The organism is Nesterenkonia sp. DZ6 (assembly GCF_022565835.1).
Classification (GTDB): Bacteria; Actinomycetota; Actinomycetes; order Actinomycetales; family Micrococcaceae; genus Nesterenkonia.
Genome location: NZ_JAJOYW010000001.1, coordinates 1,182,678 through 1,209,615 on the forward strand (window position 1 = coordinate 1,182,678; position 26,938 = coordinate 1,209,615).

Here is a 26,938-nt window from a genome sequence, read left to right on the forward strand (position 1 = left end):
GGTCAGGGCATTGCTACGCTGAACCCTATGTCGCAGGCCCCCCACTCCCCTCCGCCGCCCCCACCCGGGGCGCCCGGGCGCACCCGCTCCCGCCGCGGACTGCTGGTGGCGTGGGCGGCGGCGCTGGTCCTGGCGCTGGCGGCCGGCGGCGTCGCCATCTGGCAGGTCAGCGAGAGGATCTACACCCCGGGTCACACCGCGCAGGAGTACTGGGACTCGATCACCCGAGGCAGCGGATCCGAGGCGCTGGGATTCTTCGACCCCGCCGCGCTGGACGCGGCGGAGGGCGCCCCGATGGACAGCCTGCTGCTGGACGGAGACGCGCTTGCACGCAGCGCCGCAGGCATCGAGAACACCAGGTTCGAGGAAGACCCCGGGCAGCAGGGACGCGCGATGATGCAGTTCGACATCGAGGGTGAGAGCTTCGAGACCCAGCTGCCCATGGAATCCCAGCAGAACACGCTGGCCTTCTTCCCGGACTGGGAGCTCACGGCGGCGTCGATGAGCCAGCTGCAGATCGATGTGCCCGGCGCCGCGGCCGGCGGCATCGCGCAGATCACCGTGAACGGTGAGCCGGTGAACCTCGAAGACGACTCCGCGACGCTGCGGACCTATGTCCCGGCCGTGGTGGAGATCGCCGTGGACAGCGAATGGCTGGTCGGCGCCTCTCGCTACGTGGTGGTCCAGGACGCCGGGGAGGGGGACGACGACGGCCAGGCCCACCAGATCACGCTGGAGCTCCAGGCCTCCGAGGCCGCCCAGGACCTGCTCCAGGAAGAGGTCGGGGCCTATCTGGACGGCTGTGCCGATCAGCAGGTGCTGATGCCCGCCGGATGCCCCATGGGCATCAACACCCCCAACCAGGTGGTCACCGAGTCCATCAGCTGGCGGATGCCTGAGCCCGAGGGCCTCACGCTCGACTTCGCCGAGGAGGGCTGGGAGACCCCCGGCGCCGACATGTCGGCCACGGTCACCTTCGACTCGCGGCACTTCCACGATGGGGCGAGCCTTGAAGAGAGCCACCAGGTCGACTTCGCGCTCAGCATCGAGGTCGGTGCCAGCGGCGAGGAGCTGATCGTCGCGGTCTCCGGCTCCGATTGATCCGAACTGTAGACTCTGGCCCTGTGGCTGCCCAGAGGACTGCGATCCGCGACACCGCGGAGACAAGGTCTGCCGTGGACCCCAAGACGCTCGAAACCGCTGGTCTGAGCTCGGTGCAGGTGCTGGAGCGAAACCGGCTGGGACTGGCGAACGTCCAGCCGCGCACCACCTCGCGCTCGATCACCGACATTCTGCGCACCCACCTGATGACGCTGTTCAATCTCATCATCGGGCTCTGTGCACTGGCCATCATCCTGCTGGGACGCTGGCTGGATCTGCTCTTCGCGGTCGCAGCGGTGGCCAACGTCTTCATCGGGCTCTTCCAGGAGTACAGCGCCAAGCGCAAGCTTGATGCCATCGCGCTGCTGCACCAGGACGATGTGCGGGTGCTGCGGGACGGGATGCTCCTGCAGATCCACCGCGAACAGATCGTGCTCGACGACGTCGTCGAGCTGCGCCGCGGCGACGAGATCCCCGCCGACGGCGCGGTGCTCAGCTCCGAGGGGCTCGACGTGGACGAATCGATGCTCACCGGGGAGTCCGATGCCGTGGCCAAGCGCCGCGACGACCGGATCCTCTCCGGGACCGCCGTGGTGGCGGGATCCGGAAGATTCCGGGTGACTGCCGTGGGGGAACGGGCCCATGCGGTGAGGCTGGCCACCGAGGCGAAGCGATATCAGAAGATCAACTCGGAGCTGCGCCGCGCGATGGAGAAGATCGCCTTCTGGCTCTCCATGGTGCTGCTGCCCATCGTGGCGGTGGTGCTCAACGGCCAGATGCAGGCCTTCGGCGGCTGGAACACCGCCTGGGAGTCGGGCCAGTGGCGGGACGCGCTGGTCACCTCGGTGTCCTCGGTCACCGCGATGATCCCCCAGGGGCTGGCCCTGATGACGACCATCGCCTTCGCCGTGGCCGCCGTGAAGCTCTCCCGGGAGAACGTGCTGCTCCAGGAGCAGCCGGCCGTGGAGATCCTGGCCCGGGTGGATGTGGTCTGTCTGGACAAGACCGGCACGCTCACCGACGGCACCATCGCCTTCCACCGGGCCACCGCGCTGAGTCCGCGCGGGCTTCCCGCCCCGGCCCGCCGCGACCCGGGGTCCACCGCGCTGGAGGGGACCGCCGAGTGGGAGCAGGTGCTGGCCTTCTTCGGCGCCGATGAGGGCGCGAACGCCACCGCGGCGGCGCTGCGCGCACCCTACACGGCCCTGCCTCGGCACCGGGTGGCCAGTCAGGTCCAGTTCTCCTCGGCCAGGCGCTTCTCCGCCGTGAGCTTCGCCGCGGACGCCGGCGGTCTCGCCGGGCACTGGGTGCTGGGCGCCCCGGAGATCCTCCGCGGGGACTCCACCGACCCGCAGGTGCGCACGGAGCAGCTGCTGAACCGCACCGAGGAGCTCTCCAGCCGGGGACTGCGCACGATGCTGCTCGCCCACGCGCCCTTGGACGGCCCGATCATCGACGGCGACACCGGGCCGCTCGGCCGGGGGCAGCGACTGCCGCAGGGAATGGTCCCGGTGGCGCTGCTGACCTTCAAGGAGAACGTCCGTCCCGAGGCCCACGCCACGCTTCAGTATTTCCGTGAGCAGAACATCGCGCTGAAGGTGATCTCCGGCGACTCCCCCAAGACGGCCGCCGCGGTGGCCCGCGAGGTGGGCATGGTCATCGAAGGCGACGCCGTGGACGCCTCCGCGCTGCCAGAAGACCCCGTGGCGCTGCGCGAGACGTTGGAACACCATTCGGTGTTCGGCCGGGTCTCCCCCGAGCAGAAGCGCACCATGGTGGAGGCGCTGAAGTCTGCCGGACACGTCGTGGCGATGACCGGCGACGGAGTCAACGACGCCCTGGCCATGAAGAAGGCTGACCTGGGGATCGCCATGGGCGACGGCGCACCGGCCACCAAGGCGGTCTCTCGGATGGTGCTGCTCGACGGTCGCTTCGACCGGCTCCCCTCGGTGCTGGAACAGGGCCGCAAGGTCATCGCCAACACCGAGCGGGTGGCGCACCTGTTCCTGTCCAAGACCGCCTATGCGATCCTGCTCGGGCTGATCTACGGGCTGCTCTTCTGGGAGTTCCCGTTCCTTCCCCGTCAGTTCTCGACCGTGGACTTCCTCATGATCGGATTCCCGGCGTTCTTCCTCGCCCTGATGCCCAATCCGCGGCTCTACCGACCGGGGTTCCTCCGCCGCTCGATGCTCTTCTCCATCCCGACGGCGATCGCGATCGTGCTCGCAGTGGTCACGGTCAGCGCCTTCGGCCGTTACCTCGAAGCGCCCTCCGCGGCGATCCAGACCGCCACGACGCTGTGCCTGACCGCGGTGGGCCTCTGGGTGCTCAATGTGGCGCTGCGCCCGCTGACGTGGCCGCGGGTGGCCCTGATCGGGACCATGTACCTGCTCCTCGCCGCGGTGCTTCTGCTCCCCATATCTGTGCAGTACCACCTCTTCGTGATGCCCTCGACCGAGCTGCTGGTGGCGGCGATCGTCTCCAGCATCCTGGGCTGCGGGCTCGTCGAGGTCGGGAGCCGGGCCGTCACGGCGCTGACCACACGGCGGCCCGCGCCCGGGAATACCGGGCTCGGCTCGGACGCTGGATAATGGACCACGTCATGAGCACCCTTCCTTCGTCGAAAGCGAGCCGAGCATGCTGAGGACCGTCATGGGCGGCAAGATCCACCGCGCCACCGTGACCCACGCGGACCTGCACTACGTGGGGTCCATCACCGTGGACGCCGATCTGCTCGACGCGGCAGGGATCGTCGAGGGCGAGAAGGTCCAGGTGGTCGACATCACCAACGGTGCACGCCTGGAGACCTACACCATCGCTGGTCCGCGCGGATCGAGTGTCATCGGGATCAACGGCGCCGCCGCCCACCTGGTGGATCCAGGGGACCTGATCATCCTGATCAGCTACGTGATGCTGGACGCGCTCGAGCTCGCCTCCCACGAGCCGCAGGTGGTCCATGTGGACGGTGAGAACCGGATCGTGGCGCTCGGCCACGACCCGGCCGAGCCGGTGCCGGGCGCGACGGACCAGCTGGACCCGCGCACCGCGACGCTCGGCTGAGCCGCCGATCCGAGGCTCCGGTCTGAGCTCGAACAGGCGACCCCTGCGGCGCGAACCAGGGATGGAGCCGGGTGCTGAATCAGGGTGGAATCAGGGTCCATCAGGGGTCATGACCGTGACATCGGCGTGCAAAGCAGACTAAGTTCTAAAGGGACTCGTAAGACACGAGAGACTCATCCACCGTCAGAACGGAGTTGACCATGCGACTGTTCACACTGGGCGCCGGCGTAGCCATCGGCTACATCATCGGCAGCAAGCGCGGCAAGGCAGAATTCGAGCGGAGCCTCAACGCCGTGAAGAAGAACGCCGCGGAGACCTGGAAGGACCCCAAGGTCCAGGAGACCGTGACCAAGGCCGGAGAGACTGCCAAGCAGTACGTCTCCACCGTGGCCGACTCGGTCAAGAAGCACGCCAACGACGCCGCCACTCCGGTGGCCGACGTGGCGATCGACGCCGCCGCGCGCGCCGAAGACACCGTGAAGAAGGCCGGCAGCAGCGCCGAGAAGCTGGTCGATGAGGCCGCCGAGAAGGTCGAGAAGCAGGCCGACGCGGCGGATGAGAAGGCCCGCGAGTCCTCCGGCGGCACCGGCTCGTCCGACTCGTCCTCGAGCAGCAACACCGACTCGTCCTCGAGCAGCAACACCGACTCGTCCACCAAGCCCTCCGGGAGCAACGGACGCTGACTTCAGGCACTGACAAGCAGTGACGGCCGTGGGTGCTCGCCTCTGAGAATGGGGGCGGTCCCACGGCCAACCTATATCCTGAGACCTATGCCGACTGAGACATCCGCCGCCCGACTGATCGTCGAGACCCTCGGCACCCGAACACTGAACGAACACCCCGAGGCCCCGCGCCATGACCAGCTTCTGCGCCGAGCCCTGCGGCGCAGGCGGGTGACGCTGAAGCCTGTGGGCGAGCACAGCCAGGTCTTCGTCTTCGGCGGCGTGGTCGTCGGCGGGATGGACTCGGTGGTGACGACACTGGTGAGCGCCCACGCGCGCCGGATCACTGCGGATCCGCAGCTCCTGCGTCGGCACCTGCAGCTCCAAGAGGTGCCGCTGCCAGCGGAGCAGAACGATGCCGATCAGACTCACACAGATCAGGCTGACGCTGATCCGGGCTCGGGTGACCAGCGCACAGGCGACCAGGGCGCCGCTGATCCTGGCACGACCGTCGTGCGCCCAGCGCCTTCCGCGATCCGCGCCTTCGTCGTCGGCGAGCGGGTCTGCGCCTCCCTGCTGCGACTGCCCGCCACGGTCCTCGGCGACGGCAGCTCAACATTGAGCCAGCTGATGCAGGCCGATGCCCAGGCGCGCAGTCGGCACGCGCTGCTCGCCGGCACCGCGGTGCCCGTCCCTGCCGACGGCTCGACCCCCGCTGCGCAGGACCAGCTGCGCAGCCGGGGCCTTGATCCCGACGACGTGCCCGCACGAGGTGTCCCCGTGCAGCTGCAAGACTCGCTGGAGATCTCGGCGGGCGGGCTGACCATCGATGTGACCACGGTGCTGCCCGATGCTCTGCACGAGCTTGCGGTGGAGGCGGTCATGGCGGTGCCGGGACTCTTCGCGGCCGCGGTCGATCTGCGGGTTCCGGACCTCGAGTCGGCCGAGGGCGCCGTCGTCCTGGCGGTGCTGCCGGACGCCGATATCAGCCGCGCCCACCTGCCCGCCTACGGAGAGCCGAGAGACGTCGCCGGCGCGATCGCCGACGAGATCCTGCTGCGCGCCTCACGCTGAGAAGCCCGGCGCGCGGGATGATCCGCGCGCAGGTGCGGTCCATCTTCGAACAGCGCCTCGCGCAGCGTCACCGGGGTCTCGGGGCGCTGGGGCAGCAGACCTCGTCGGCGCAGCTCCGGAGTCACGAAGGTCTCGAAGCGTTCAAAGTCCGCGGGCCGCACTGCGGCCGAGATGTTGAACCCATCCACCCCGGAGAGCTCCTTGAACCGGACCAGCTCATCGACGACCTGCACCGGGTCTCCCACGATCAGCGGCCCGCGCCCACCGATGGAGATGAACTCCGCGACATCTCGCACCGTCCAGTGCTTGGACGGGTCCTTGGTGAACATCGCCAGCGCCGACTGATTGGCCTCGGTCTGCACATCGGCGACGACGTCGTCCTCGCGCAGATCCGAGAGATCCACCCCGGTCCACCCGCCGAAGAGCGTCAGTGCCGAGGCGGTGTCCACATACTCGCGGTATTCGGCAAGCCGCGCCTGTGCCAGCTCCTCGGTCTCGGCCACGATGATCGTGGCCATGGCGAAGAACCGGACAGATTCGGGATCACGCCCGGCCTCCAACAGTGCCCTGCGGGTCTCGGAGACCTGAACAGCCAGCCGCTGCGGGGACGAGCTGACCACGAAGATCGCCTCGCCATGGTCCACCGCGAACTTCTGTCCCCGCGCGGAGGACCCCGCCTGGAAGAGCAGCGGGGTGCGCTGCGGTCCTGGGTGGGTGAGCATCTCCCCGGGCACGGTGAACCACTCCCCCTGGTGGTCGATCGGGTGGACCTTCTCCGGATCCACGAAGACCCCGGTGGACTTGTCCGCGAGGACCGCGTCGTCTTCGAAGGAGTGCTCGAAGAGCTTGTACATCACTTCGAGGTACTCGTCTGCGCGGTCGTAGCGCTCGTCATGCGGGATCTGTGTGGCAAGTCCGAGATTGCGCGCCGCGGAGTCCTGATAGCTGGTCACGATGTTCCACGCGATCCTGCCCCGAGTGAGGTGATCCAGGGTGGCGAAGCGCCGAGCAAGGGCGTACGGAGCCTCATAGGTCACCGAGGCGGTCAGCCCGAATCCCAGGTGTGTGGTGGCCGCGGCGAGCGCCGGCACGATGACCTGCGGGTCCAGCAGCGGGAACTGCACTCCACCGCGGGCAGCTGCCTCGGCGGTGCCGCCGTAGACGTCGTAGACCCCGGGGATGTCAGCCAGGAACAAGGATGAGAAGCCTGCCCGCTCCACGGTGCGGGCCAGCTCGGTCCAGTACTCGAGCGTGTCGAACTCTGCGATCCGCGACTCTGGGTGGCGCCACAGGCCCGGCGACTGATGCACCGGGACCAGCATGTCGAAGGCGTTGAAATGGATGGTCATGGTTTCTCCTTGGCCTCGCCGATCGCGTTGAGCCCCTGGGGCAGGGTGCCGTTGATCTCATGGTCGCCCAGTGAGCGGGCGCGAAAGACGACCGGGTTGTGGGTGGCGATGGTCTGCGCATTGCGCCAATGCCGGTCCAGCGCCTTGGTGCGCAGCGTGGCGGAGGCGCCCACGGTCTGGAACAGCTCCGAGGTCACCGCCAGGACCAGCTCCGGCACACTGATCTGGGCCTTCTCCACGGCGATCTCCGCATCATGGATCTCAACCGGTGGTTCGCCATGGAACTCGGGGCCGCCGGTGCCGGCCTGCAGGCCCGCTGCCAGTGCCCGGTCCAGGGTGCGGGCCGCCTGCAGCACGGCGGCCTCGGCCACGAAGGCCTTCGAGGACATCGTCCCGACCACCTGCTGGATCAGCGGATCCTGGCTGAAGGCCTGCCCGGCGGTGGAGGTGTTGAAGGTGCGGGTGCGCCGGGCCAGTGTGGACGTGGCATCTGCCAGGGCCGCCTTCGCGATTCCTGCTTGGACGGCGAGCAGGTAGAGCTGGAAGAACGCCGCCTCGTGGACGGATTCGTGATCGCCCGGGCTGCGTCCGAGCACCGCGAGGTCCTCCACCGCCACGGAGTCCAGCCGCGTGGTGCCGGTGCCGGTGAGCTTCTGCCCGAAGCCGTCCCAGTCATCGAGCAGGGTCACCCCGGCGGCGTCTGTGGGCACCACAGCGAAGCGTCGCCCCTCCCCTTCCTGGGCCTGAGAAGCTGAGACGCGGGTGTAGGTCGAGAAGATCGTGCCGGTGGAGTAGTACTTCTCCCCCGTGAGCAGCGCCGCGCCATGCTCGTCGCGGTCCAATCGGGTGTTCAGGCTGCCCAGCGCGTTGCCGCCCTTCTCCGTGGAGGCATTGCCCACCGTGCCGCCCTTGAGCACCCGGGCGTACCAGAGCTCGCGCACCGGCGCAGGTTGGAAGCGCAGCGACTCGACGAACCCGAAATGCCCGCGGTAGAGGTGGGCGATGTTGGAATCTGCCTCGGCGAGCGCGATCACCTCGGCGATGAGCCCCTCGATGCTGAGCTCCTCGCCGCCGAACTCGGTCGGCACGCGCAGCGCGCCGAAGCCGACGTCGTCGAGCCAGCCGACCTGCTCGAAGGGCAGGATCCGCTCCAGCTCACGCTGTACGGCGCCTTCTCGGATGCGGGTCAGGAGCTCTTCAGGGATGGTGCGGCTCATGCGTCGTTCACCTGTTTCCATGCGGCGTCGATGTCTCGGTCGAAGGCGGGGTTGAGCAGACCGTCGAGGTACTCGCCGTACCACTCACGCACCTCCGCGGAGTGGTAGGCGGCCTTGAGCGCCTCGAAGCGCTCGGGCTGTTCCTCGCGGAAGCCCGGGCGCGCGCAGACCGCGAGCGCGAAGGGCAGCGCCTCCTCGGCTGATTCCATGATCAGCACCTCGTCGGGGAGCACATCGATCTCGGCCAGCAGCCGGGCGAAGCCGAAGACGGCGTCGACATCCGCGTAGATCTGCCCCACCGACTGCTGGTCCACCTCGATGAACTGCAGGTCCTTGGGGTTGGCGGTGATGTCCCGGACGCTCAGCGCGGCGACAGGCTTGGACTCATCGATCTCGATCAGACCTCCGCGGGCGAGCAGCCGGATCCCGCGCCCGTTGTTCGCGGTGTCCACCGGCAGCGCGATCTGGGCGCCGTCCGGGAGCTCCTCCAGCGAGTCGTGCTGCGCGGAGTAGATCCCCGAGGGCTGCTCGAACATGAAGAAGATCGGCTCGATGTCGAGGTCGTTGTCCGCGTTGAACTGGCGCAGATAGCTGATGTTCTGGAAGAAGTTGACGTCGTATTCGCCGTTGCTCACCGCGTGGTTGGGTTGGATGATGTCGGTGACGTAGGTGGCGTTGAACTCCCAGCCATCGGCCTCCAGGATGCGCTGGGCGATGCGGGTCGGCTCCTGGAAGGGGGCGTTCTCGGTGACCACCAGGCGCAGGCTGCGGTCGGCGCCGGCCCCGCCGGCGAGGCCGCATCCCGAGGTGAGGCTCCCGACGCCGAGCAGAGCGGCCATGCCCAGTGAACCGCTCAATACTCGACGCCGGGAGAGCGTGGGGGCGCTGGATGTGCTCATGCGCTGAAGTCCGCCCAGATCTCTTCGGCGTTGTCGATAGTGATGAAGTCCTCGAAGTCGATGACCCCGCCCTGGTACTCCTCGAACCACTGTTCGACCTCTTCGGACTGGAAGGCGTCCTGAAGCGCCTGGGCCTGTTCATCGGTGACCCCGTCCGGTCCGACGGCGACCACGCAGGTGAACGGGGTGCGCACCTCTTCGCGTCCGTCCTCGATGCTGAGCGTGGTCTCCTCGAGGTCCAGGTCGGCCTCGGCGATCAGCCGGACGAAGGCGAAGCCGGCGTCGACGTCGGGCAGTACCTGCGCAGCTGACTGCTGGTCGGTCTCCACGAACTTGAAGTCCCGGGGGTTCTCCGTGATGTCGTTCTGGGTCAGTTCGATGATCGAGACGGACTCGTCGATCTCGATCAGGCCCTCATCGGCGAGCAGCTGCAGCGCCCGGCCGTTGTTCGAGGGATCCACCGGCAGGTTGATCTCGGCCCCGTCGGGCAGCTCCTCGAGGGAGTCGTATTCCAGTGAGAACAGCCCGGCGGGGGCGTAGTACACCGAGAACAGCGGCTCGACCTGCGTGTCGTTGGACTGGTTGAAGTTGTTCAGATAGGCCAGGTGCTGGAAGTAGTTGCCCTCGAACTCGCCCTGGTTGACCACCTGGTTGGGCTGGACGATATCGGTCATATAGGTGATGTCCAGCTCGTAGCCCTGCTCCGCGAGCAGCTCGGCGGCGATCTCGGCGGGCTCTTGGAAGGGCGCGGATTCGGTGACCACGATGCTGATGGTGGAATCATCCTCCACCAGCCCGCAGCCGGTCAGGCTCAGGGCTGCGGCGGAGAGGACTGCGCCGGTGAGGATCGCGGGGCGTAGAGCGTTCATGGGTTTGGGCTGCTTTCTCTGGCTGGGCGACATGCGCCCAGAGGGTGTGCGGGAATGACCAGGGCGCGACGTCGGACGCCAGCCCTGGCAGCGGAGTGAGGTGATGCGGGGCGGTGTTGCCGTTCCGCGGATGCGCGGGTCAGGCGAAGATCCTGCTCAGACGGTGATCTCGGTCAGGCGAGGATCTCGGTCATGCGGTGATCGCGGTCAGGCGGTGATGCGCCGGTCCGAGGCGCGGGCGAGCCGGGTGCCGGCGAACTGCACCAGGGTCACCAGCAGCACCATCAGCACGATGGCGGCGATCATGGTGGGGGTCTCATAGCGGTAGTAGCCGTAGCGGATCGCCAGGTCACCGATGCCCCCGCCGCCGACCAGCCCTGACATCGCCGAATAGGAGATGAAGCTGACCGTGGTGATGGTGATGGAGCCGATCAGTCCGGGCTTGGCGTCGACGAGCAGCACGTTGCGGATGATCTGCCCGCGCGTGGCGCCCATCGCCCGGGACGCCTCCACCGCACCGGAGCCCAGCTGGGTGATGTTCTGCTCCACCAGACGGGCGAAGTAGGGGATGGCGTTGATCGTCAGCGGGACGATCACCGCGGCGGTGCCCACCGAGGTGCCGACCACGAACCGGGTGAACGGGATGATGGCGATGAGCAGGATCAGGAACGGGAAGGACCGGATCATGTTCACCACCCCGGAGACGATCGCATGAGACCGTGGCCGCGGCGCCAGTCCGTCGGGAGCGTGGACGAAGAGCCAGATCCCCAGCGGGGTGCCCAGCAGGACCGCCACCGGGATGGCGACCCCGATCATCGCGAAGGTCTCCAGCATGGCCTGGTTGATCTCGGGAAGCCGCTCGATGACGAGGTCCATCAGCGCACACCCCCTGCCGAGCCGGCCAGGGCGGCGTGCTCTGACCGGCGCGTCTGACCCTGATCCTGAGACTCCGCGTGCTGCGGGGAGCGTCGCGTGGACTGACCCGACTTCTGCTCGCCGGACTCCGACCCATGCGCGGCCGGGCCGCTGCGGTCCAGCCGTATCCCATCGCTGAGCAGGTACTTTCCGATCGAGGTCCGCGGATTGAACCCTTCTCGGCGGAGCTCGCTCGCCGGGAACTCCTCGACGACCCGCCCATCCTCCATCACCGCGACGTTGTCGGCGAGAGCCTTGATGACTTCCATCTCGTGGGTCACGATCACCACGGTGATGCCGAATTCACGGTTCACATCCGCGAGGTACTGCAGCACGGTGGCAGTGGTGAAGGGGTCCAGCGCAGAGGTCGGCTCATCGCAGAGCAGCACCTCAGGCTTGGTCGCCAGTGCCCGAGCGATCGCCACGCGCTGCTTCTGACCACCCGAGAGCTGAGCCGGATACACGGAGGCCTTGTCGGTGATGTCCACGATCTCCAGCGCCTCGGCCGCCCGCCGCAGACGTTCACGGCGGTCCTTGACCCCGGCGAACTTCAGCGACAGCTCGACGTTCTGGGCGACGCTGAGGTTGTTGACCAGGTTGAATCCCTGGAAGATCATGCCGATCTGGTGCCGGGCCCGGCGCAGCGCCGCATCGTCCAAGCCGGTCAGCTCGGTGCCGGCGACGCTGACCTGGCCCGAGGTGGGGCGCTCGAGCAGATTGATGTTGCGCAGCAGCGTGGACTTGCCGGCGCCGGAGAACCCGATGATGCCTTGGATGCTGCCGCGCGGCACCTCGAGGCTGACGTCATCGACCGCGGTCAGCGGCTCGTGGCCGCGGGCGGCAAAGGTCGTCGAGACATGGGACAGGGAAATCAAGGGGCATACTCCATCGGTCCTGGCGTTAGCACCCGGCGGAGGCCGTGAAGCCCTCCGGGTTGCTGCGACGTCTTCGAGCCAGATCTCTCGGTCGCTCTGGATGGTTGAGTGCCTTCACTGTAATGGTGAACGTGGGCAGAAAGTCAAGTCGCGATATGTGTTGCGTTTTGTCTCATTTGCTGAACGCGACATTGATCGGATTCCCCGCCTGGGCGTAGTCTGATCCGCGTACCATCCCGAGCGGCCGAGAGATCTGGCTCGTCGACGCCGCAGCAACCCAGGGAGGGGCACCTTTGCAAGGGTGTCTTTTCGCCGGGTGCTACCGCCAGGATCGATGGGAGTATCCTCTGATGATTTCGCCTGCCTCCACCCTGACCGACTACACCGCAACAACCGCTGCCGGCCCTGCCGTGCCCTCAGACGCCACCTCCGTGGCTGCCGCCAAGCCTGACGGCCGGCAGCAGTACACGTCACTCGATGTCCAGCTCTCCGGCGTCGGCCGCGCCTTCGGATCGCGCACCGTGCTGCGCGACGTCAGCCTGCAGATCGCTCCCGGTGAGGTGCTCGCGATCCTGGGTTCCTCCGGCTGCGGCAAGTCCACGCTGCTGCGCGCCGTCGGTGGTCTCGACACCGGCAGCACCGGCGAGATCCTGATCAACGGTTCCCCGGTGCAGCGCTACGACGAGCGCACCGCGGTCGGATTCCAGGAGCCGCGACTGCTGCCCTGGCGCTCGATCCACAAGAACGTCAGCCTGGGGCTGCCGCGCAGCCTGTCCAAGGCCGAGGGGCGTGAACGCGTGGACGAGCTCCTGGAGCTGGTCGGTCTGCACGACCGCGCGTCGCTGCGACCCCGGGAGATCTCCGGAGGCATGGCGCAGCGCGCGTCGCTGGCCCGGGCACTGGCTCGCCGCCCCGGCGTGCTGCTGCTCGACGAGCCCTTCGGCGCCCTGGACGCGCTCACCCGGCTGAAGATGCAGGACCTGCTGCTGGATCTGCATGCGCAGACCGGCACCACGGTGCTGCTCGTCACCCACGACGTGGATGAGGCGCTGCAGCTGGCAGACCGCGTGCTGCTCCTCGGGCAGGACCCGGCGGACCCCGATCCCGCCGAAGGTGCCACGATCGCCCGACTGCTGAGCGTGCCCGGGCGACGTCCGCGAGATCGCGCCTCCGCGGAGCTTGCCGCTCTGCGCGGGGAGCTCTTCTCCGGCCTCGGCGTCGACTCGCACAGCCACTGACTCGTCCCGGCAGCTGATCGGGCCGACTCCGCTCGTCCTGACCTGACCAGCGGGGCTCCGCCGACGCGGTCCCCGCACTGCCGGATCACCACCTCCGGGGCCCATTTCCTGCCTGACCCCACATGCCGAACATGCCAGGAGCCTTCTGCCGCTTCTGCCTGACACGCACGACCATGAACCTCGAACACGATGTCCATCCTTGAAGAACCGAAAGGCCCTCCCCATGCCCAGCACCTCCGCTTCCCGCTCCCCGCGCTCCCGCCGCACCTCCGTCAAAGCTGTCTCCGCAGCCGCCGCCGTCGCGCTGCTCGCCACCGCCTGCGGCGGTGATGGCGGCGAGGACGAGCAGCTGGAGACGCTGAACATCGACTTCGCCACGTACAACCCGCTGAGCCTGATCATCCTGGAGAACGGCTGGCTGGAGGAAGAGCTCGAAGAGCTCGACGTCGACGTGCAGTGGGTGCAGTCCCAGGGCTCGAACCGCGCGAACGAGAACCTGCGCGCGGGCAACATCCACGTGGGCTCCACCGCCGGCTCGGCCGCGCTGCTGAACCGCGCCGTCGGCGCCGACACCCACACGATCATGATCGAGAACCAGCCCGAGTGGTCCGCTCTGGTCACCCAGGAAGGCTCCGACATCGAGTCCGTGGAGGATCTCGAGGGAGCTTCGATCGCCGCCACCCTGGCCACCGACCCCTACTTCTTCATGGCGCGCGCGCTGCAGGAGGCCGGGCTGAGCGTGGACGACGTCGAGGTCCAGGCGCTGCAGCACGCCGACGGCCGCCAGGCGCTGGAGAACGGCGACGTCGACGCCTGGGCCGGACTGGATCCGATCATGGCCGGCGCCGAGGCCGAGGGCGCGGAGCTGCTCTACCGCAACGTGGACTTCAACACCTACTCGGTCATCAACGCCACCGGGGACTTCGTGGAGAACCACCCCGATGTGGCCCAGATCGTGGTCAACGTCTACGAGCAGGCCCGCGAATGGGCCAACGAGAACCCCGAGGGAACTGCGGAGATCCTCGCCGAGTACGCCGGGATCGAGCTGGAGATCGCCGAGGCGGTCATCACCGAGCGCACCAACTTCGAGGTGGACCCGGTGCCCGGCGATGACGTCTACGCCGCCATGGAGGCCGCCGGACCGTTCTTCGTGGAGAACGGCGACGTCGACAGCCAGGACGCGGTGGATGAGGCGCTCGAGTCCCTCTTCTACACCGAGTTCGCCGAGAACCGCGAGGCCACCGACGCCGAGGGCACCGAGAACGCCGCAGACGAGGCTGACATCGAGGAGGTCGAAGAGTGACAGACACCGCACTCAGCTCCACGGCGGCACAGCCCGCCGATGGGGCCGCGCGCTCCCCTGAGCGGCGCACCCGGCGCGGGCTGCCCGGCGGCGGGCTGTTGATCGGCGCCGTCGTCCCGGTGCTGCTGCTGGCACTGTGGTGGCTGGTCACCGAGGTCACCGGCACCTTCACCGCGGTCCAGCTGCCTCCCCCGCAGGCGGTCCTCACCGCTGGGATCGGGCTCTTCGAGTCCGGTGACCTCTTCGAGCACATGGGGATCTCGCTGCAGCGCGTGCTGATCGGCTTCGCCATCGGCGCCGGGCTCGGCCTGGCGCTGGGTTCGCTGCTCGGGCTTTCCGGACTCGCGGACAAGCTGCTGAACCCCACGGTGGGAGCCTTCCGCGCCGTGCCGTCGCTGGCCTGGGTGCCGCTGCTGCTGCTCTGGGTGGGGATCGGTGAGGACTCCAAGGTCATCCTGATCGCCATCGGCGCGTTCTTCCCGGTGTTCACCGCGATCCACTCCGCGCTGCGGCATGTGGACGCGCAGCTGGTCGAAGCCGGCCGCGCCTTCGGGTTCCACGGCCTCCGGCTGCTGGGCACCGTCCAGCTGCCCGCCGTGGTGCCCAGCGTCTTCTCCGGACTCCGGCTCGGCCTGGCGCAGGCCTGGCTCTTCCTGGTCGCCGCAGAGCTGCTCGCGGCCGCCGAGGGACTGGGCTTCCTGCTCACCGAGTCGCAGAACAACGGTCGCACCGATCGGCTGCTGCTGGCGATCGTGCTGCTGGCGCTGCTGGGCAAGCTCACCGACACCCTGCTCGGGGTGCTCGAGCGCAAGGCGCTCAAGACCTGGGCCTAGCCGCTCCCCCAGTTCGGGGTTCTGCCGGGGCTTCCGCATCACGCCGGCCAAATCATCGGCCAGGTGTCATGCGGAGGCCCCGGTCCTCTGTGTTGCGGGACGCTGAGTTTTCCTGCCGGCGGGATCAGCTCCTGCGGCGGAGCTGGAACTGCGCCCCGTGGTGCTCCGTGGGCAGGTGGTCGCCGGCGCCGAAGAGCTTGTTGCGCAATGTGCCCGGGGCGTACTCGGTCTTGTAGCGGCCGAGCTTCTGCAGCTCGGGCACCACGTGTTCGACCACGTCCACGAAGGTGCCAGGGGTGATGTGATAGGCCAGGTTGAAGCCGTCCACATCGGTCTCCTCCTGCCATTCGATCAGCTGCTGCGCCGCCGTCGGGCCGCCACCGATGATGACCGGGCCGAAGCCGCCGACACCGACCCATTCGGCCAGCTGCCGGACGGTCCAGACCTCATCCTCCCGACCGGAGGCCTTCTGGAAGGTCTCCACGGTGGACTGGATGGCGTTGGACTTCACGTCGCCGATGGGCTGGTCGAGATCGAACTGGCTCAGGTCGATGCCCATCCAGCCCGACATCAGCACCAGTCCGCCCTCGGCGTCGATGTACTGGGTCAGGTCGTCGTACTTGGCCTGCGCGGCGGCGTCGTCCGGTCCGGTGACGATGGTCTGCATCGCGAAGATCCTCACCGAGTAGGGGTCCCGTCCCGCCTCGGCCACCGACTGGCGGATCTTGGCCACCGAGGCCTTGGCGAGCTCCTTGGTGGGCGGATTGATGAACACCGCCTCGGCGTGCTTGCCGGCGAAGGCCCGGCCGCGGGCGGAGGCCCCGGCCTGGTAGATCACCGGGGTGCGCTGCGGGGAGGGCTCCACCACGCCGATCCCGGGGGTCTTGAAGAACTCGCCGTGGTGCTCGATCCGGTGCACCTTCGCCGGATCGGTGAATACCCCGGAGGCCTTGTCGGCGAGGACGGCGTCGTCCTCCCAGGATCCTTCGAGCAGCTTGTAGACGACGTCGAGGTACTCATCGGCATGGTCGTAGCGGCGATCGTGCTCCATCTGATCGTCCTGGCCCATGTTCTGCGCGGCCGATGGCAGGTACCCGGTGACCACGTTCCAGCCCACCCGGCCGCCGGTGAGGTGGTCCAGGGTGCCCAGCCGTCGGGAGAACGGGTAGGGGTGCTCGTAGGCGGTGCCGGCGGTGATGCCGAAGCCCAGGTTCTTGGTGACCGCGGCCATCGCCGAGACCAGCAGGAACGGGTCCTGCAGCGGGATCTGCGCCCCGGAGCGCAGCGCGGCCTCCGGGTTCGAGCCGAAGACGTCATAGGGGCCCAGCACATCGGCGATGAACAGTCCGTCGAAGAGGCCTCGCTCGAGGATCTGCGCGACCTCGGTCCAGTACCCGATCGTGTTGTATTCCCGGGCGCGGTCCTCCGGGTGCCGCCACAGCCCCGGGGACTGGTGCACCACGCAGTTCATGTCGAAGGCGTTGAACAGGATCTCGCGCTTGCCGGACTCGGTGGTCGGGTAGGTCATGTGCAGTTCTCCTTGAGGTTCGACTCAGTGGTTGGCATCGATGTCTGCGCGTCGAGGCTGCGCGTAAGGTGCAGCATCGGAGCTCGTCGGGTGGGGCCGGTTCTCAGGCGTTCTTCGCGGCGTTCTTCTACGCGCCGATCGGGGTCGCTGGCGGGCTGGCCACCGCAGACTGACTCGCGGTGTCCGGTTCGCCGACGCTCCACAGCCGGACCGGCTCGGCGCCGTTGACCCGGTGGTCCCCGGCGATCCGGGCCTTGTAGACCCAGGGGTTGTGGCTGGTGACGGTGCGGGCGTTGCGCCAGTGCCGGTCGAGACTCCGGGACTGGCTCACCCCGGAGGCGCCGAGGACGTCGAAGATCCGGGTGACCGCCTCCAGCACGGGCCGATGCAGCGCCACCTGGGCGCGTCCGGTGGCAAGCTCCACCGCGTTGGCCGCCTCGATCTGGGCTTGTTCCGTGGCGCTTCGCGCGGCGAAGGCGGCATCGAGGCTCGCGGCGGTGGCGAGGACCTGCGCACGCGCCAGCGCCGCCACGGCATCCACCTCTCCGACGGCCTGGAGCAGCTGCGGATCGGTGCGTGGGGTGCGGGTGTTGGCGTGGGAGAAGGTCCTCGAGCGCTCATGCAGCAGCGTTGCGGCGTCCCGTGCCGCGGCCTCGACGACGCCGGCGAGCACGATCAGCAGGAAGTGCTGGTAGAGCGCAGTCTGGTACGGGAAGCGATCGGTCAGTCCGCGCAGCTCCGACTCCTCCACCACGGCGTCGGTCAGCCGCGCGGTGCCGGAGCCGGTGGTGCGCTGTCCAAAGCCGTCCCAGTCGTCGTCGATCTGCACTCCGGGCTGGTCCCGGCGCACCAGCACGGCGAGCTCATTGCCCGCGGCGTCCCGGGCGGTGACGTCGAGCCAGTCCGCGAAGATCGCACCGGTGGTGTAGTACTTCACCCCTGTGACCCTGGGCCCGTCGTCGGTCTCGCTGACCATGGTGCCGGACTGGTGGAAGCCGCCCTTGCCCGGTTCGGTCCAGGCGTTGCCGACCAGCTCCCCTGCGGCCAACCTGGCGAGCCAGCGCTGCACGACGCGCCGGGCATCGGGCTGGGCATCGGGCCGGGCGTCAGGCGCGGAGTCAGGGGCGGAGTCAGGTCGGGCGTCGCAGCGCCACAGCAGATCCTCCTGGACCGCGAAGTGGCCGCGCAGCACCTGCGGGATGTTGCTGTCCTGGGCGGCGAGCTCCAGGAGGACCTCGGTGGTCTGCACCCAGTCCAAGCCGTATCCACCAGCCGGCTCCGGCACGCGAAGCCGTCCGATGCCACCTGCCACGAGGTCCGTGACCTCATCGCGGGCGAGCTCACGGCTGCGCTCTCGGTCGAGCGCGGAGAGGCCGACACGCTCAATGGCGTCGCGCAGATTCTGGGGCACAGGCAGCTTAATGTTCATTCTTTCCTCCATCGATTCTGGCGGTAGCACCCGGCATGCCCGGGTTGCTGCGACGTCTTCGGGCCAGATCCCTCGGTCGCTCTGGATGGTGATGAGGCTCAATATAGAGGATGCAGGGGCTCATCCGTCAAGTTCGGACGACGGCGGAAGCCAGACTCCGACTGACGGACCAGCGCCGAGCCGGGCGAACCATATCCATGAACGTCGTCCACCCTGACCTCCGTTGTGACCAGGTGTGTTCATCCAGCAGATCAAGGACACGTTCGGTGGTGACACCAGCGCCGAATGTCATATGGCGTCTCACAGTGCGAACGATTCTTGCTGGTCGGCGAGACGACGCGTAGCGTTGAGGTGTCACCATCCCGAGCGGCTGAGAGATCTGGCTCAGAGACGCCGCAGCAACCCGGATTCGCCGGGTGCTAACGCCAGGACCGATGGAGTTGATCTGCATGTCTGTTCCTGCTCGCACCCTTGAGAACCCCACCGCCGCGTCCCGTGTGGACTCCTTTGCGCTGCGCCACGCCCTGGCACAGTTTCCGCAGGGCGTCGTCGCCGTCGGCGCGGAGGTCGATGGGACACCTGAGGCGATCATCGCGTCCACCTTCACGGTGGGCGTCTCGCTGGAGCCGCCCCTGGTCACCCTGGCGGTGCAGCACGATTCCTCCACCTGGCCGAAGCTTGAGCGCAGCGGCGGCGAACTGGGCATCTCGGTGCTCGGCCGCGATCAGAACGGGCTGTGCAGGCAGATCGCGTCCAAGGACCGCGCCAACCGATTCACCGGGGTGGACTACCAGCTCCACGGCTCGGCGCTGCTGCTCGATGGGGTCCCGATGTGGCTGCGCACCCGGATCTACGACCGGGTCCGCGCCGGGGACCACGACATCATCGTGCTGGAGATCCTGGACCTGGGCTTCACCGAGGGCGCTCCTGGGCTGGTCTTCCACCAGCACGAGTTCAAGACCCTGACCACCCTGAGCTGACCCGAAGGACCCTTGTTGAGCATCCACCCTCGATCCACCGTGCCCGCAGCCGCGGCCACTCCCGAAGACCCGACGCACCGCGACACCCCCGAAACAACACCCTCGTGCAAGGACCAGCGCTCCGCGATCGTGCCCTCGGATCCGTTGAGCGCCGACGTGCACGCCTGGACGGACCCGCAGGACGAGGACCAGCGCATGGCATTCTGGTCCGCGGCCGCCACCCTGTTGGACTGGTCGACCCCGTGGGAGACCACCCACTCCTGGACCCCGCCGAACCCGGTCACCCAGCGCGGTCCGAAGATCGGCTGGTATGAGGGCGGGACGCTCAACGCCGCGGTGAACTGCGTGGACCGCCACGTCGCCGCGGGACGCGGGGAGAAGATCGCGCTGCACTTCGAAGGCGAGCCCGGAGACCGCGAGGACGTCAGCTACGCCGAGCTGGGCCGTCGGGTCAACCAGGCGGCGAACGCGCTGACCAGCATGGGCATCACCCGCGGGGACCGCGTGGTGATCTACCTTCCGGTGCTGGTGGAGACCATCGTGATCACGCTGGCCTGCGCCCGGGTCGGCGCGGTGCACTCGCTGGTCTTCGGCGGATTCTCCGCCGAGGCGCTGAAGTTCCGTGTCGAGGACACCGGGGCGAAGCTGCTGGTCACCACCGATGGTCAGTTCCGCCGCGGCAGGGCCGTGCCGGTGAAGGCCAACGCTGATGCCGCCGTCGTCGAGGCCACCGCCGAGCACGGCGGCAACCTCGAACACGTCCTGGTGATCAACCGCACAGACTCCCCCGTGGAATGGACGCCGGAGCGGGACCTCTGGTGGCACGAGGTGGTCGAGACCGCCTCCCCCGAGCACACCCCGGAGTTCTTCGACGCCGAGACCGAGCTGTTCATCATGTACACCTCCGGGACCACCGGCAAGCCCAAGGGACTCGTCCACACCACCGGCGGCTACCTCACCGGGGCCCTGTACACCTACCTGCGGCTCTTCGCCCACCCTGACCCGGAGCGGCGCACCCAGGACGTCCACTGGTGCACCGCCGACCTGGCCTGGGTCACCGCGCACACCTATGAGATCTACGGCCCGCTGGCCGCCGGCGCCACCCAGGTGATCTTCGAGGGCACGCCGAACACTCCGCATGAGGGCCGCCACTTCGAGATCATCGAACGCCACCAGGTCACCACCTACTACACCGCCCCCACGCTGGTGCGTTCCCTGATGGGCTGGTTCCCCGACGGTGTTCCGGCGCAGTATGACCTCTCCTCGATCCGGCTCGCCGGGACCGTGGGCGAGGCGGTCAACCCCGAGGCCTGGCACTGGATCCGCCGCGAGATCGGCCGCGACACCACCGACGACGCCGGCCGACCGGCGCTTCCCATGGTGGACACCTGGTGGCAGTCCGAATCCGGGTCCACGGTGCTCTCCCCGCGGCCCGAGGACGCCCGGTCGACGCACCCAGGGCTCAAGCCCGGGGCCGCGACCCGTGCACTTCCCGGCTGGGGCGCCGCCGTCGTCGATGAGGCCGGCCAGCAGGTGCCCGCGGGCACGCAGGGCAACATCGTGCTCACCCACACCGGCCCCTCGATGGCCAGGACCGTCTGGGGCAACCCGGAGCGGTACTTCACCTCCTACTGGGAGAAGTACGCGGAGCAGGGATGGTTCCTCGCCGGGGACGGGGCGCGGAAGGACGAGGACGGGGACATCTGGATCCTGGGCCGGATCGATGACGTCATCAACATCTCCGGACACCGGCTCTCCACGATTGAGATCGAATCGGCGCTGATCTCCCACCCCGATGTGGTCGAGGCCGGGGTCTGCCCGGTCTTCGATGCCATGACCGGTCACGCGGCCGTCGCGTTCACCGTGCTGACCACCGCCGCCCGCGAGCGCCTCGACGCCGCGGGGGGTGCGGGCAGCGCGGCCGAGCGGGAGCTGCTCGGGACGCTGCGCAGCCATGTGGGCGAGGTGATCGGCCCGGTGGCCAAACCACGCACGGTGATCCCCGTGCCCGAGGTGCCCAAGACCCGCTCCGGGAAGATCATGCGCCGGCTGCTGACCCAGCTGCATGACGGCGAGACCCTGGGAGACACCACAAGCCTGCAGAATGAACCCTGTGTACCGAAGATCGAAGAGATCTGCCAACGGCGCGGAACCGCGCCGAGAAGAGAAGAGGTAGCTACATGAGCGATCGCCAGTTCGGCTTCCGCACCCGCGCCCTGCACGCCGGGGCCGTCCCCGATGCCGTCCACGGATCGCGTGCTGTGCCCATCCACCAGTCCACCTCCTTCGTGTTCAAGGACACCGACGACGCCGCGAACCTCTTCGCGCTGCAGAAGTACGGGAACATCTACTCCCGGATCGGCAACCCCACCGTCTCGGCGCTGGAGGAGCGCGTCGCGTCGCTGGAGGGCGGCATCGGCGCGGTGGCCACCGCCTCCGGGATGAGTGCTGAGTTCCTGGTCTTCGCCGCACTCTGCGGCTCCGGGGACCACATCGTGGCGAGCTCGAAGCTCTACGGCGGCACGATCACCCAGCTCGACGTCACGCTGCGCCGCTTCGGGATCGAGACCACCTTCGTGGACTCCCTGGAACCGGAGGACTACGAGGCCGCGATGCAGGAGAACACCAAGGTTCTCTACACCGAGGTCGTCGCGAACCCCAGCTCTGACATCGCTGACCTGCGCGGACTCTCAGAGGTCGCGCACAAGCACGGAGTCCCGCTGGTGGTGGACTCCACCCTGACCACCCCGTACCTGATCCGCCCGTTCGAACACGGCGCGGACATCGTGATCCACTCGGTCACCAAGTTCATGGGTGGCCACGGCACCACCCTGGGTGGAGTGATCGTGGAATCCGGCGAGTTCCCCTGGGACAACGGGAACTTCCCCGCGATGACCGAGCCGGTGGCCTCCTACGGCGGGCTCTCCTGGTGGGGCAACTTCGGCGAATACGGCTTCCTGACCAAGCTGCGCGCCGAGCAGCTGCGCGACATCGGACCCTCACTGGGCCCGCAGGCCGCGTTCAACCTCATCCAGGGCATCGAGACCCTGCCGCAGCGTATCGACGAGCACGTCGCCAACGCCCAGAAGGTCGCCGAATGGCTCGAAGCCGATGACCGGGTGGTCTACGTCAACTACGCCGGTCTGCCCTCCCACGCCGATCATGACCGGGCCAAGGAGATGCTGCCCAAGGGTGTGGGCTCGGTGTTCAGCTTCGGCATCCGCGGAGGCCGGGCGACCGGCGCCCGCTTCATCGAGTCCCTGCAGCTGGCCAGCCACCTGGCTAATGTGGGGGATGTGCGCACCTTGATCCTGCACCCAGGATCAACCACCCACCAGCAGCTTTCCCCGGAGCAGATGGCCGCAGCCGGGATCCCGGAGGACCTGATCCGCATCTCGGTCGGCATCGAAGACGTCGATGACATCATCTGGGACCTGGACCAGGCGCTGAGCACCGCAGTCGAAGGAGACAAGTGATGAGCGAGCAGACCCTGCAGCACCACGACGAGGCCACGGCCGAACATCCCCACGGCCGCTGGGAAGCGCCGTCGCCCTCCCGCCGGCTGCAGCTGCTGCGCAGCGCCAAGTCGGTGGCGATCGTGGGCATGTCGGACAAGCCAGCCCGGGCCAGCTACTTCGTGGCGACCTACCTGCTGAGCTCCTCGAGCTACACGGTCTACTTCGTGAATCCGCGACTCAAAGAGGTGCTCGGCCAGCCGGTCTACGCCTCACTGAAGGATCTCCCCGAGGTCCCCGACATCGTGGACATCTTCCGCCGAGCCGAGGATGTTCCCGACATCGCCCAGGAGGCTGCCGAGATCGGCGCCAAGACCATCTGGGCCCAGCTCGGCATCGAGACTGAGCAGGCCATGCAGCTGGCCCAGGACGCCGGGCTCAACGCGGTGCAGAACCGGTGCCTGAAGATCGAGCACGGCCGCTTCCACGGCAACCTTCACCTCGCCGGCTTCAACACCGGTGTCATCTCTGCGAAGCGGCAGATCATCGACCGCTGAGTGAGACACGCTTCGAGGGCGCGGCACTGAGGGACTCCGTCTCCGGGTGCCGCGCCCTCGTCCGTCGGTGCTGCAGCAGCCCGAAGAACAGCGCGAACAGCGCGAAGCTGCCGAAGTGGTTGTAGTTGATGAAGAGGAACTCTGTGGGTGACGCGATCAGGAAGATGACCATCACCATCAGCAGTCCCACACCGGTGCGCGTGTCTGTGCTGCGGGCGTAGAGATACGCCCAGCCGGTGGTGCAGCCCAGCACCAGGATCAGCAGCAGCAGGCCCAGCAGACCCAGGTCGACGCCGGTCTGGATATAGGAGTTGTGGAAGTGCGCGATGGCGTAGTCGTCGAACTGCGGCACATACAGGCTGGGAACTTCACCCTCAGGCGAGTGGAAGTAGCCGGTGAAGCCCCACCCCGTCACCGGCCGTTCGGCGATCGCGCGGTAGCCCCATTCCCAGAGCACCGTGCGTCCGGTCAGCGTCGGATCGCGCCCGATCGCCTCCAGCAGAGGCACCCAGACCTGGTTCAGCACCGCCCCAGCGGCCACGCCCACCGGCACCAGGACGGCGAGCAGGCCTCCCAGCGGGATGCGCGGGACCAACAGCTGGGCAAGCGGCACGATGATCACTGCGGCGCCCGCGAGCAGGACCCCCGTGGCGGAGCCGGCCCAGAGGACGAAGAGGATGAACGCCGCGAGCACCAGCACCCGGCGAAGACCGCGCAGCAGCGTCATGGCCAGGACAGCGCCGGTGGCCCCGTAGAAGCCGGCCATGATGTTGTGCTGGAAGAAGCCGCGGATCGGATCTCCGCCGAGGAGGTTAGCGCGGCCATGCGGATCGATGTACAGCACCTGGTCAACGCCGACGAGAGCGAAGGCCATGCCTGCCAGCACCAGCACGGTCAGCACTCGGAGGAACACCCGGGCAATCTGCTGCAATGAGTATTCGGCGGCCAGCATGCACGCGACGAGGATGTTTCCGGCGGCCATGACTCCATAGACCAGTGAATCCGTTGGAGAGACGGACCAGGCGGCGCTGAGGACCACGAGTCCCCCGATACTCACGGCGATCGTGATCGGCACCGGGCTCAGTGACCGTGAGGTCAGCAGGACCAGCACCGAGATCAGGTGAAGCAGGACCCAGCTTGCGGAGAAGATCGAGTTGTCCACGACGCCACCGGCGGGGTCGTACGAGATCAGGATGACGGCATTCGCCCCGAGGGTGCAGGCGATGTAGACATAGAAGAACCAGGTCCGCAGCGACCTCACCAAGGCACTCCCTGCGCGAGCTTCCGCACCGATCCGTGGATGCGCGCCAGCGACTCCTGGACCTGTTCGGCGGACGCTCGGTAGACCTTCGGGGCATGCCCGTAGGGGTCGAGCACGTCCATGGTGTCCGGATCACGGGGTGGAATCATCCCGCGCTGGGCAGCCGCACGCTCGACTCCCTGGCGCAGCTGGTCCGGCAGCAGCGGCGACGCGAGACCCGAGCGAGGTGAGGGCAGCGGCTGGAACCGATGAGCCGACGCCCGCTCGACACCTTCGAGAAGGTCGGCAAACTCGGTCAGCAGGAATGCCTTGCGTGACGCCCGTGGTGCAGCGCGAACCACCTCACTGCGGTGTTCACGCGCCATGCCCAGGACGAGATCGGCTTCCTCGACCATGGTCGGGGTGAGCTGCCTGGCTGTGTGGCCGGTGGCATCGGCTCCCAGTCTCACGGAGAGCGCTGCCGCCTGCTCATCCATGGGGGCTCCTTCCAAGGCTCGGGTCCCCGCACTGGCGATCACCACCGCCGAGCGCCAGGACTCCCCGGCCTGCGCAACCGCGGCCTGCAACAGCTGCGCAGTCTGGGGCGAGCGGCAGATGTTCCCGGTGCAGACCACCAGGACCCTGAACGGGTCGTCACGGACCGGCATCATCGCGGAACCACCCCCACCTGCTGACGGTATGGAGTGCTGTAGCCGTCGACTGCCTTCGGGGGCAGCATTGTGGGCACCACTCCGAACAGCGTCACGTCCACTATGCGCATCGCCTCGATGGCCTTCTGCAGCTGCGGCTTGTGCACCCTGCCAACCGCCACCACCAGAAGCACTCCGGAACACAGGGCGCCCAGCACGCGGGCGTCGCTGACCGGCAGCAGCGGCGGGGCGTCGAAGATGATGATCTCGTACTCACGCTGAAGCGCCGCGACCAGCTCTTCCATGGCCTCGGAGCCAAGGAGCTCGATGGGGTTCGGAGGCACCGTCCCGGCAGGCAGCATCTCCAGGTTATCGGGTCCCCAGAATTGGATGACGTCGGGCAGCTCCACGCGTCCGCTGAGCACATCGGTGAGTCCCACCGCGCCCTCGAGTCCGAGCATCTGGGCGGCCATGGGCCTGCGCAGATCTGCATCGACCAGCAGAACCCGGTGGCCTGCGGCGCGCAGGCTGATGGCGAGGTTGACCGCTACCGATGACTTCCCCTCCGCCTCGATCGAGGAGGTGACGACGAAGCTGCGCGCCGACTGTCCCACGGCCAGGAACTGCAGATTGGTCCCGAGCGTGCTGAAGGATTCGGTCAGCGGACTGCCCACATCTGCCTGGGCTATGAGCCGACCCTTCTGCAGCTCCCGGTCGAACTGCACGCCTCCCAGCACTGCCTGATCGGTGACCTCCGTGATGTCCTGCTCGCTGCGGACCTTCGTGTCGAGGACTTCGCGCAGCGCCAGAATCACGATCCCGATGGCGAAGCCGGCCAGCAGTCCGAGTCCCAGGATGCTGATCGGCTGCGGAAAGCTGGGAGCATCCGGGACGAAAGGTTCTTCCACGGCGGTCAACGTGACGTTTCCGTCACCCTCCGTCGATGTCGTGAGACCCTGGACCACATCATCGAGCGCAGCAGTCATCGACGTCGCGATTGCGGCGGCCCGCTGAGGATCCTCGTCGGCGACGGTGACCTCCAGGATCACCGTGCCGGTCTGCGCGGCCACCGTGATCTGTTCGGCGAGCTCTCGCGGGGTGTCCTCAAGCTCCAGGTCCTCCACCACAGGTCCAAGAACGGCTGAGCTCCGGGCGAGCTCGACGAAGCTCCTTACGAGTTCCTGGCTGTAGATCGACCGCTGGCTCAGGTCGTAGGCCTCAGCATCCTCCACCGCGACGTAGATGCGCGTCTCCGCCTCGTAGGTCGCCGGCAGCAGCGCGACCAGCGCGGCCGCGGCACCGACGGTCACGACCACGGCCAGGACCAGGGTCAGCCATCCTCGCTTGAGGACTCGGACATATTGCTGGAGCTCCATTGAGAAACCTGCTCTTGTAGAGAAACGACGGCTACAGACTTAGATTACGGTGCAGAATGCGAATCGAGAAGGGTTTTTCGCGGGAGAAGCCAAGGTCAGTCACGATTTGACAGGTTCGTCCACGGCCTGGCGACCTGTTTTGTCTTGACCCCGCAGAGATGAATGAGCTGCAAGAGAAGCGCTGCCCGTGAGCGCGGGGCAGCAGGCTCCCCGCAGGGCCCGCCGCGAGCGGCCGCGTGCCGGGTGAGGCATCACGCAGTCGGTGCCGAATCTCGTAGCGGGACGAGACGTAGACCTTCGTCATCGCATTGCGCACATGGAAATCTAC

The 26,938-nt window shown here is 67.8% G+C and carries 23 protein-coding genes and 4 riboswitches; of the genes, 12 read left to right on the forward strand and 11 right to left on the reverse strand.

What is annotated here, in order from left to right; genetic code table 11:
• Positions 1 to 27: 27 nt before the first annotated feature.
• The 5 genes from LTH93_RS05300 (at position 28) to LTH93_RS05320 (ending at position 5,897) form a co-directional block, all read left to right on the forward strand.
• Positions 28 to 1,101, forward strand: coding sequence for a hypothetical protein (locus LTH93_RS05300; RefSeq protein ID WP_241470295.1), 1,074 nt, complete (start codon positions 28 to 30; stop codon positions 1,099 to 1,101).
• A 23-nt stretch (positions 1,102 to 1,124) separates the two neighbouring features.
• Positions 1,125 to 3,692: an HAD-IC family P-type ATPase gene (locus tag LTH93_RS05305; RefSeq protein ID WP_241470296.1), complete on the forward strand. Its 2,568-nt coding sequence runs from the start codon at positions 1,125 to 1,127 to the stop codon at positions 3,690 to 3,692.
• A 46-nt stretch (positions 3,693 to 3,738) separates the two neighbouring features.
• Complete coding sequence (gene panD, locus LTH93_RS05310; protein ID WP_241463627.1) at positions 3,739 to 4,161, forward strand: aspartate 1-decarboxylase; 423 nt, start codon at positions 3,739 to 3,741, stop codon at positions 4,159 to 4,161.
• A gap of 200 nt (positions 4,162 to 4,361) precedes the next feature.
• Positions 4,362 to 4,844, forward strand: coding sequence for a hypothetical protein (locus LTH93_RS05315; RefSeq protein WP_241470297.1), 483 nt, complete (start codon positions 4,362 to 4,364; stop codon positions 4,842 to 4,844).
• Positions 4,845 to 4,931: 87 nt separating this feature from the next.
• Positions 4,932 to 5,897 (forward strand): hypothetical protein, encoded by a 966-nt coding sequence (locus LTH93_RS05320; RefSeq protein WP_241470298.1) that lies wholly within the window; start codon positions 4,932 to 4,934, stop codon positions 5,895 to 5,897.
• Here LTH93_RS05320 and LTH93_RS05325 read toward each other — a convergent pair.
• From LTH93_RS05325 to LTH93_RS05350, 6 genes are all read right to left on the reverse strand, one after another.
• Positions 5,831 to 7,246, reverse strand: coding sequence for an LLM class flavin-dependent oxidoreductase (locus LTH93_RS05325; protein WP_241470299.1), 1,416 nt, complete (start codon positions 7,244 to 7,246; stop codon positions 5,831 to 5,833). The genes LTH93_RS05320 and LTH93_RS05325 overlap by 67 nt on opposite strands.
• Positions 7,243 to 8,463 (reverse strand): acyl-CoA dehydrogenase family protein, encoded by a 1,221-nt coding sequence (locus LTH93_RS05330; protein WP_241470300.1) that lies wholly within the window; start codon positions 8,461 to 8,463, stop codon positions 7,243 to 7,245. Before LTH93_RS05330 ends, LTH93_RS05325 begins: the two co-directional genes overlap by 4 nt.
• Complete coding sequence (locus LTH93_RS05335) at positions 8,460 to 9,362, reverse strand: MetQ/NlpA family ABC transporter substrate-binding protein (RefSeq protein WP_241463622.1); 903 nt, start codon at positions 9,360 to 9,362, stop codon at positions 8,460 to 8,462. Before LTH93_RS05335 ends, LTH93_RS05330 begins: the two co-directional genes overlap by 4 nt.
• Complete coding sequence (locus tag LTH93_RS05340; protein ID WP_241463621.1) at positions 9,359 to 10,231, reverse strand: MetQ/NlpA family ABC transporter substrate-binding protein; 873 nt, start codon at positions 10,229 to 10,231, stop codon at positions 9,359 to 9,361. The genes LTH93_RS05335 and LTH93_RS05340 overlap by 4 nt, the downstream gene beginning before the upstream one ends.
• Positions 10,232 to 10,438: 207 nt before the next feature.
• On the reverse strand, positions 10,439 to 11,107 hold the full coding sequence (locus tag LTH93_RS05345; protein ID WP_241470301.1) for a methionine ABC transporter permease: 669 nt from the start codon (positions 11,105 to 11,107) through the stop codon (positions 10,439 to 10,441).
• On the reverse strand, positions 11,107 to 12,021 hold the full coding sequence (locus LTH93_RS05350; protein WP_241463619.1) for a methionine ABC transporter ATP-binding protein: 915 nt from the start codon (positions 12,019 to 12,021) through the stop codon (positions 11,107 to 11,109). Before LTH93_RS05350 ends, LTH93_RS05345 begins: the two co-directional genes overlap by 1 nt.
• A gap of 7 nt (positions 12,022 to 12,028) precedes the next feature.
• Positions 12,029 to 12,128, reverse strand: a riboswitch (SAM riboswitch).
• Positions 12,129 to 12,249: 121 nt separating this feature from the next.
• Positions 12,250 to 12,362, forward strand: a riboswitch (SAM riboswitch).
• A 9-nt stretch (positions 12,363 to 12,371) separates the two neighbouring features.
• Here LTH93_RS05350 and LTH93_RS05355 point away from each other — a divergent pair.
• The 3 genes from LTH93_RS05355 to LTH93_RS05365 all read left to right on the forward strand — a co-directional run bounded on the left by LTH93_RS05355 (position 12,372) and on the right by LTH93_RS05365 (position 15,395).
• Complete coding sequence (locus LTH93_RS05355; RefSeq protein WP_241470302.1) at positions 12,372 to 13,259, forward strand: ABC transporter ATP-binding protein; 888 nt, start codon at positions 12,372 to 12,374, stop codon at positions 13,257 to 13,259.
• A gap of 223 nt (positions 13,260 to 13,482) precedes the next feature.
• Positions 13,483 to 14,562: an aliphatic sulfonate ABC transporter substrate-binding protein gene (locus LTH93_RS05360; protein WP_241470303.1), complete on the forward strand. Its 1,080-nt coding sequence runs from the start codon at positions 13,483 to 13,485 to the stop codon at positions 14,560 to 14,562.
• A complete protein-coding gene (locus tag LTH93_RS05365; protein ID WP_241470304.1) occupies positions 14,559 to 15,395 on the forward strand; it encodes an ABC transporter permease in 837 nt (278 codons plus the stop codon). The genes LTH93_RS05360 and LTH93_RS05365 overlap by 4 nt, the downstream gene beginning before the upstream one ends.
• 124 nt (positions 15,396 to 15,519) lie before the next feature.
• Here LTH93_RS05365 and LTH93_RS05370 read toward each other — a convergent pair whose 3' ends face one another.
• Together LTH93_RS05370 and LTH93_RS05375 are read right to left on the reverse strand one after the other, a co-directional pair.
• A complete protein-coding gene (locus LTH93_RS05370) occupies positions 15,520 to 16,923 on the reverse strand; it encodes an LLM class flavin-dependent oxidoreductase (RefSeq protein WP_241470305.1) in 1,404 nt (467 codons plus the stop codon).
• A 127-nt stretch (positions 16,924 to 17,050) separates the two neighbouring features.
• A complete protein-coding gene (locus LTH93_RS05375; protein WP_241470306.1) occupies positions 17,051 to 18,352 on the reverse strand; it encodes an acyl-CoA dehydrogenase family protein in 1,302 nt (433 codons plus the stop codon).
• A 5-nt stretch (positions 18,353 to 18,357) separates the two neighbouring features.
• Positions 18,358 to 18,444, reverse strand: a riboswitch (SAM riboswitch).
• A gap of 262 nt (positions 18,445 to 18,706) precedes the next feature.
• A riboswitch (SAM riboswitch) is annotated at positions 18,707 to 18,793 on the forward strand.
• Between the two features lie 8 nt (positions 18,794 to 18,801).
• On the opposite strand from LTH93_RS05375, the gene LTH93_RS05380 reads away from it, so the two are divergent.
• The 4 genes from LTH93_RS05380 (at position 18,802) to LTH93_RS05395 (ending at position 23,344) form a co-directional block, all read left to right on the forward strand.
• Complete coding sequence (locus LTH93_RS05380) at positions 18,802 to 19,332, forward strand: flavin reductase family protein (protein ID WP_241463613.1); 531 nt, start codon at positions 18,802 to 18,804, stop codon at positions 19,330 to 19,332.
• Positions 19,333 to 19,476: 144 nt separating this feature from the next.
• Positions 19,477 to 21,516, forward strand: coding sequence for an acetate--CoA ligase (gene acs / locus LTH93_RS05385; RefSeq protein WP_255727349.1), 2,040 nt, complete (start codon positions 19,477 to 19,479; stop codon positions 21,514 to 21,516).
• Positions 21,513 to 22,808 carry an O-acetylhomoserine aminocarboxypropyltransferase/cysteine synthase family protein gene (locus tag LTH93_RS05390; RefSeq protein ID WP_241463612.1) on the forward strand — a complete coding sequence of 432 codons (1,296 nt, stop codon included), beginning with the start codon at positions 21,513 to 21,515 and terminating at the stop codon, positions 22,806 to 22,808. Before acs ends, LTH93_RS05390 begins: the two co-directional genes overlap by 4 nt.
• On the forward strand, positions 22,808 to 23,344 hold the full coding sequence (locus LTH93_RS05395) for a CoA-binding protein (protein ID WP_241463611.1): 537 nt from the start codon (positions 22,808 to 22,810) through the stop codon (positions 23,342 to 23,344). Before LTH93_RS05390 ends, LTH93_RS05395 begins: the two co-directional genes overlap by 1 nt.
• Here the strand turns inward: LTH93_RS05395 and LTH93_RS05400 are convergent.
• Genes LTH93_RS05400 through LTH93_RS05410 form a run of 3 tightly spaced genes read right to left on the reverse strand, consistent with a single transcriptional unit; the run spans position 23,331 to position 26,610 of the window.
• Positions 23,331 to 24,605: an O-antigen ligase family protein gene (locus LTH93_RS05400; RefSeq protein WP_241463610.1), complete on the reverse strand. Its 1,275-nt coding sequence runs from the start codon at positions 24,603 to 24,605 to the stop codon at positions 23,331 to 23,333. The genes LTH93_RS05395 and LTH93_RS05400 overlap by 14 nt on opposite strands.
• Positions 24,602 to 25,255, reverse strand: a complete 654-nt coding sequence (locus tag LTH93_RS05405) for an arsenate reductase/protein-tyrosine-phosphatase family protein (protein ID WP_241470307.1) — start codon at positions 25,253 to 25,255, stop codon at positions 24,602 to 24,604. Before LTH93_RS05405 ends, LTH93_RS05400 begins: the two co-directional genes overlap by 4 nt.
• On the reverse strand, positions 25,252 to 26,610 hold the full coding sequence (locus LTH93_RS05410; RefSeq protein WP_241470308.1) for a polysaccharide biosynthesis tyrosine autokinase: 1,359 nt from the start codon (positions 26,608 to 26,610) through the stop codon (positions 25,252 to 25,254). The genes LTH93_RS05405 and LTH93_RS05410 overlap by 4 nt, the downstream gene beginning before the upstream one ends.
• Positions 26,611 to 26,938 lie beyond the last annotated feature (328 nt).

What these genes read in the sequence shown, in the direction of transcription:
- LTH93_RS05345 (WP_241470301.1), bottom strand. Translation starts at nt 11,107, where the DNA reads ATGGACCTCGTCATCGAGCGGCTTCCCGAGATCAACCAGGCCATGCTG.
- LTH93_RS05395 (WP_241463611.1), top strand. Translation starts at nt 22,808, where the DNA reads ATGAGCGAGCAGACCCTGCAGCACCACGACGAGGCCACGGCCGAACAT.
- LTH93_RS05335 (WP_241463622.1), bottom strand. Translation starts at nt 9,362, where the DNA reads ATGAGCACATCCAGCGCCCCCACGCTCTCCCGGCGTCGAGTATTGAGC.
- LTH93_RS05315 (WP_241470297.1), top strand. Translation starts at nt 4,362, where the DNA reads ATGCGACTGTTCACACTGGGCGCCGGCGTAGCCATCGGCTACATCATC.
- LTH93_RS05340 (WP_241463621.1), bottom strand. Translation starts at nt 10,231, where the DNA reads ATGAACGCTCTACGCCCCGCGATCCTCACCGGCGCAGTCCTCTCCGCC.
- LTH93_RS05405 (WP_241470307.1), bottom strand. Translation starts at nt 25,255, where the DNA reads ATGATGCCGGTCCGTGACGACCCGTTCAGGGTCCTGGTGGTCTGCACC.
- LTH93_RS05330 (WP_241470300.1), bottom strand. Translation starts at nt 8,463, where the DNA reads ATGAGCCGCACCATCCCTGAAGAGCTCCTGACCCGCATCCGAGAAGGC.
- panD (WP_241463627.1), top strand. Translation starts at nt 3,739, where the DNA reads ATGCTGAGGACCGTCATGGGCGGCAAGATCCACCGCGCCACCGTGACC.
- LTH93_RS05355 (WP_241470302.1), top strand. Translation starts at nt 12,372, where the DNA reads ATGATTTCGCCTGCCTCCACCCTGACCGACTACACCGCAACAACCGCT.
- LTH93_RS05320 (WP_241470298.1), top strand. Translation starts at nt 4,932, where the DNA reads ATGCCGACTGAGACATCCGCCGCCCGACTGATCGTCGAGACCCTCGGC.
- LTH93_RS05370 (WP_241470305.1), bottom strand. Translation starts at nt 16,923, where the DNA reads ATGACCTACCCGACCACCGAGTCCGGCAAGCGCGAGATCCTGTTCAAC.
- LTH93_RS05325 (WP_241470299.1), bottom strand. Translation starts at nt 7,246, where the DNA reads ATGACCATCCATTTCAACGCCTTCGACATGCTGGTCCCGGTGCATCAG.
- LTH93_RS05375 (WP_241470306.1), bottom strand. Translation starts at nt 18,352, where the DNA reads ATGAACATTAAGCTGCCTGTGCCCCAGAATCTGCGCGACGCCATTGAG.
- LTH93_RS05380 (WP_241463613.1), top strand. Translation starts at nt 18,802, where the DNA reads ATGTCTGTTCCTGCTCGCACCCTTGAGAACCCCACCGCCGCGTCCCGT.
- LTH93_RS05410 (WP_241470308.1), bottom strand. Translation starts at nt 26,610, where the DNA reads ATGGAGCTCCAGCAATATGTCCGAGTCCTCAAGCGAGGATGGCTGACC.
- LTH93_RS05360 (WP_241470303.1), top strand. Translation starts at nt 13,483, where the DNA reads ATGCCCAGCACCTCCGCTTCCCGCTCCCCGCGCTCCCGCCGCACCTCC.
- LTH93_RS05390 (WP_241463612.1), top strand. Translation starts at nt 21,513, where the DNA reads ATGAGCGATCGCCAGTTCGGCTTCCGCACCCGCGCCCTGCACGCCGGG.
- LTH93_RS05300 (WP_241470295.1), top strand. Translation starts at nt 28, where the DNA reads ATGTCGCAGGCCCCCCACTCCCCTCCGCCGCCCCCACCCGGGGCGCCC.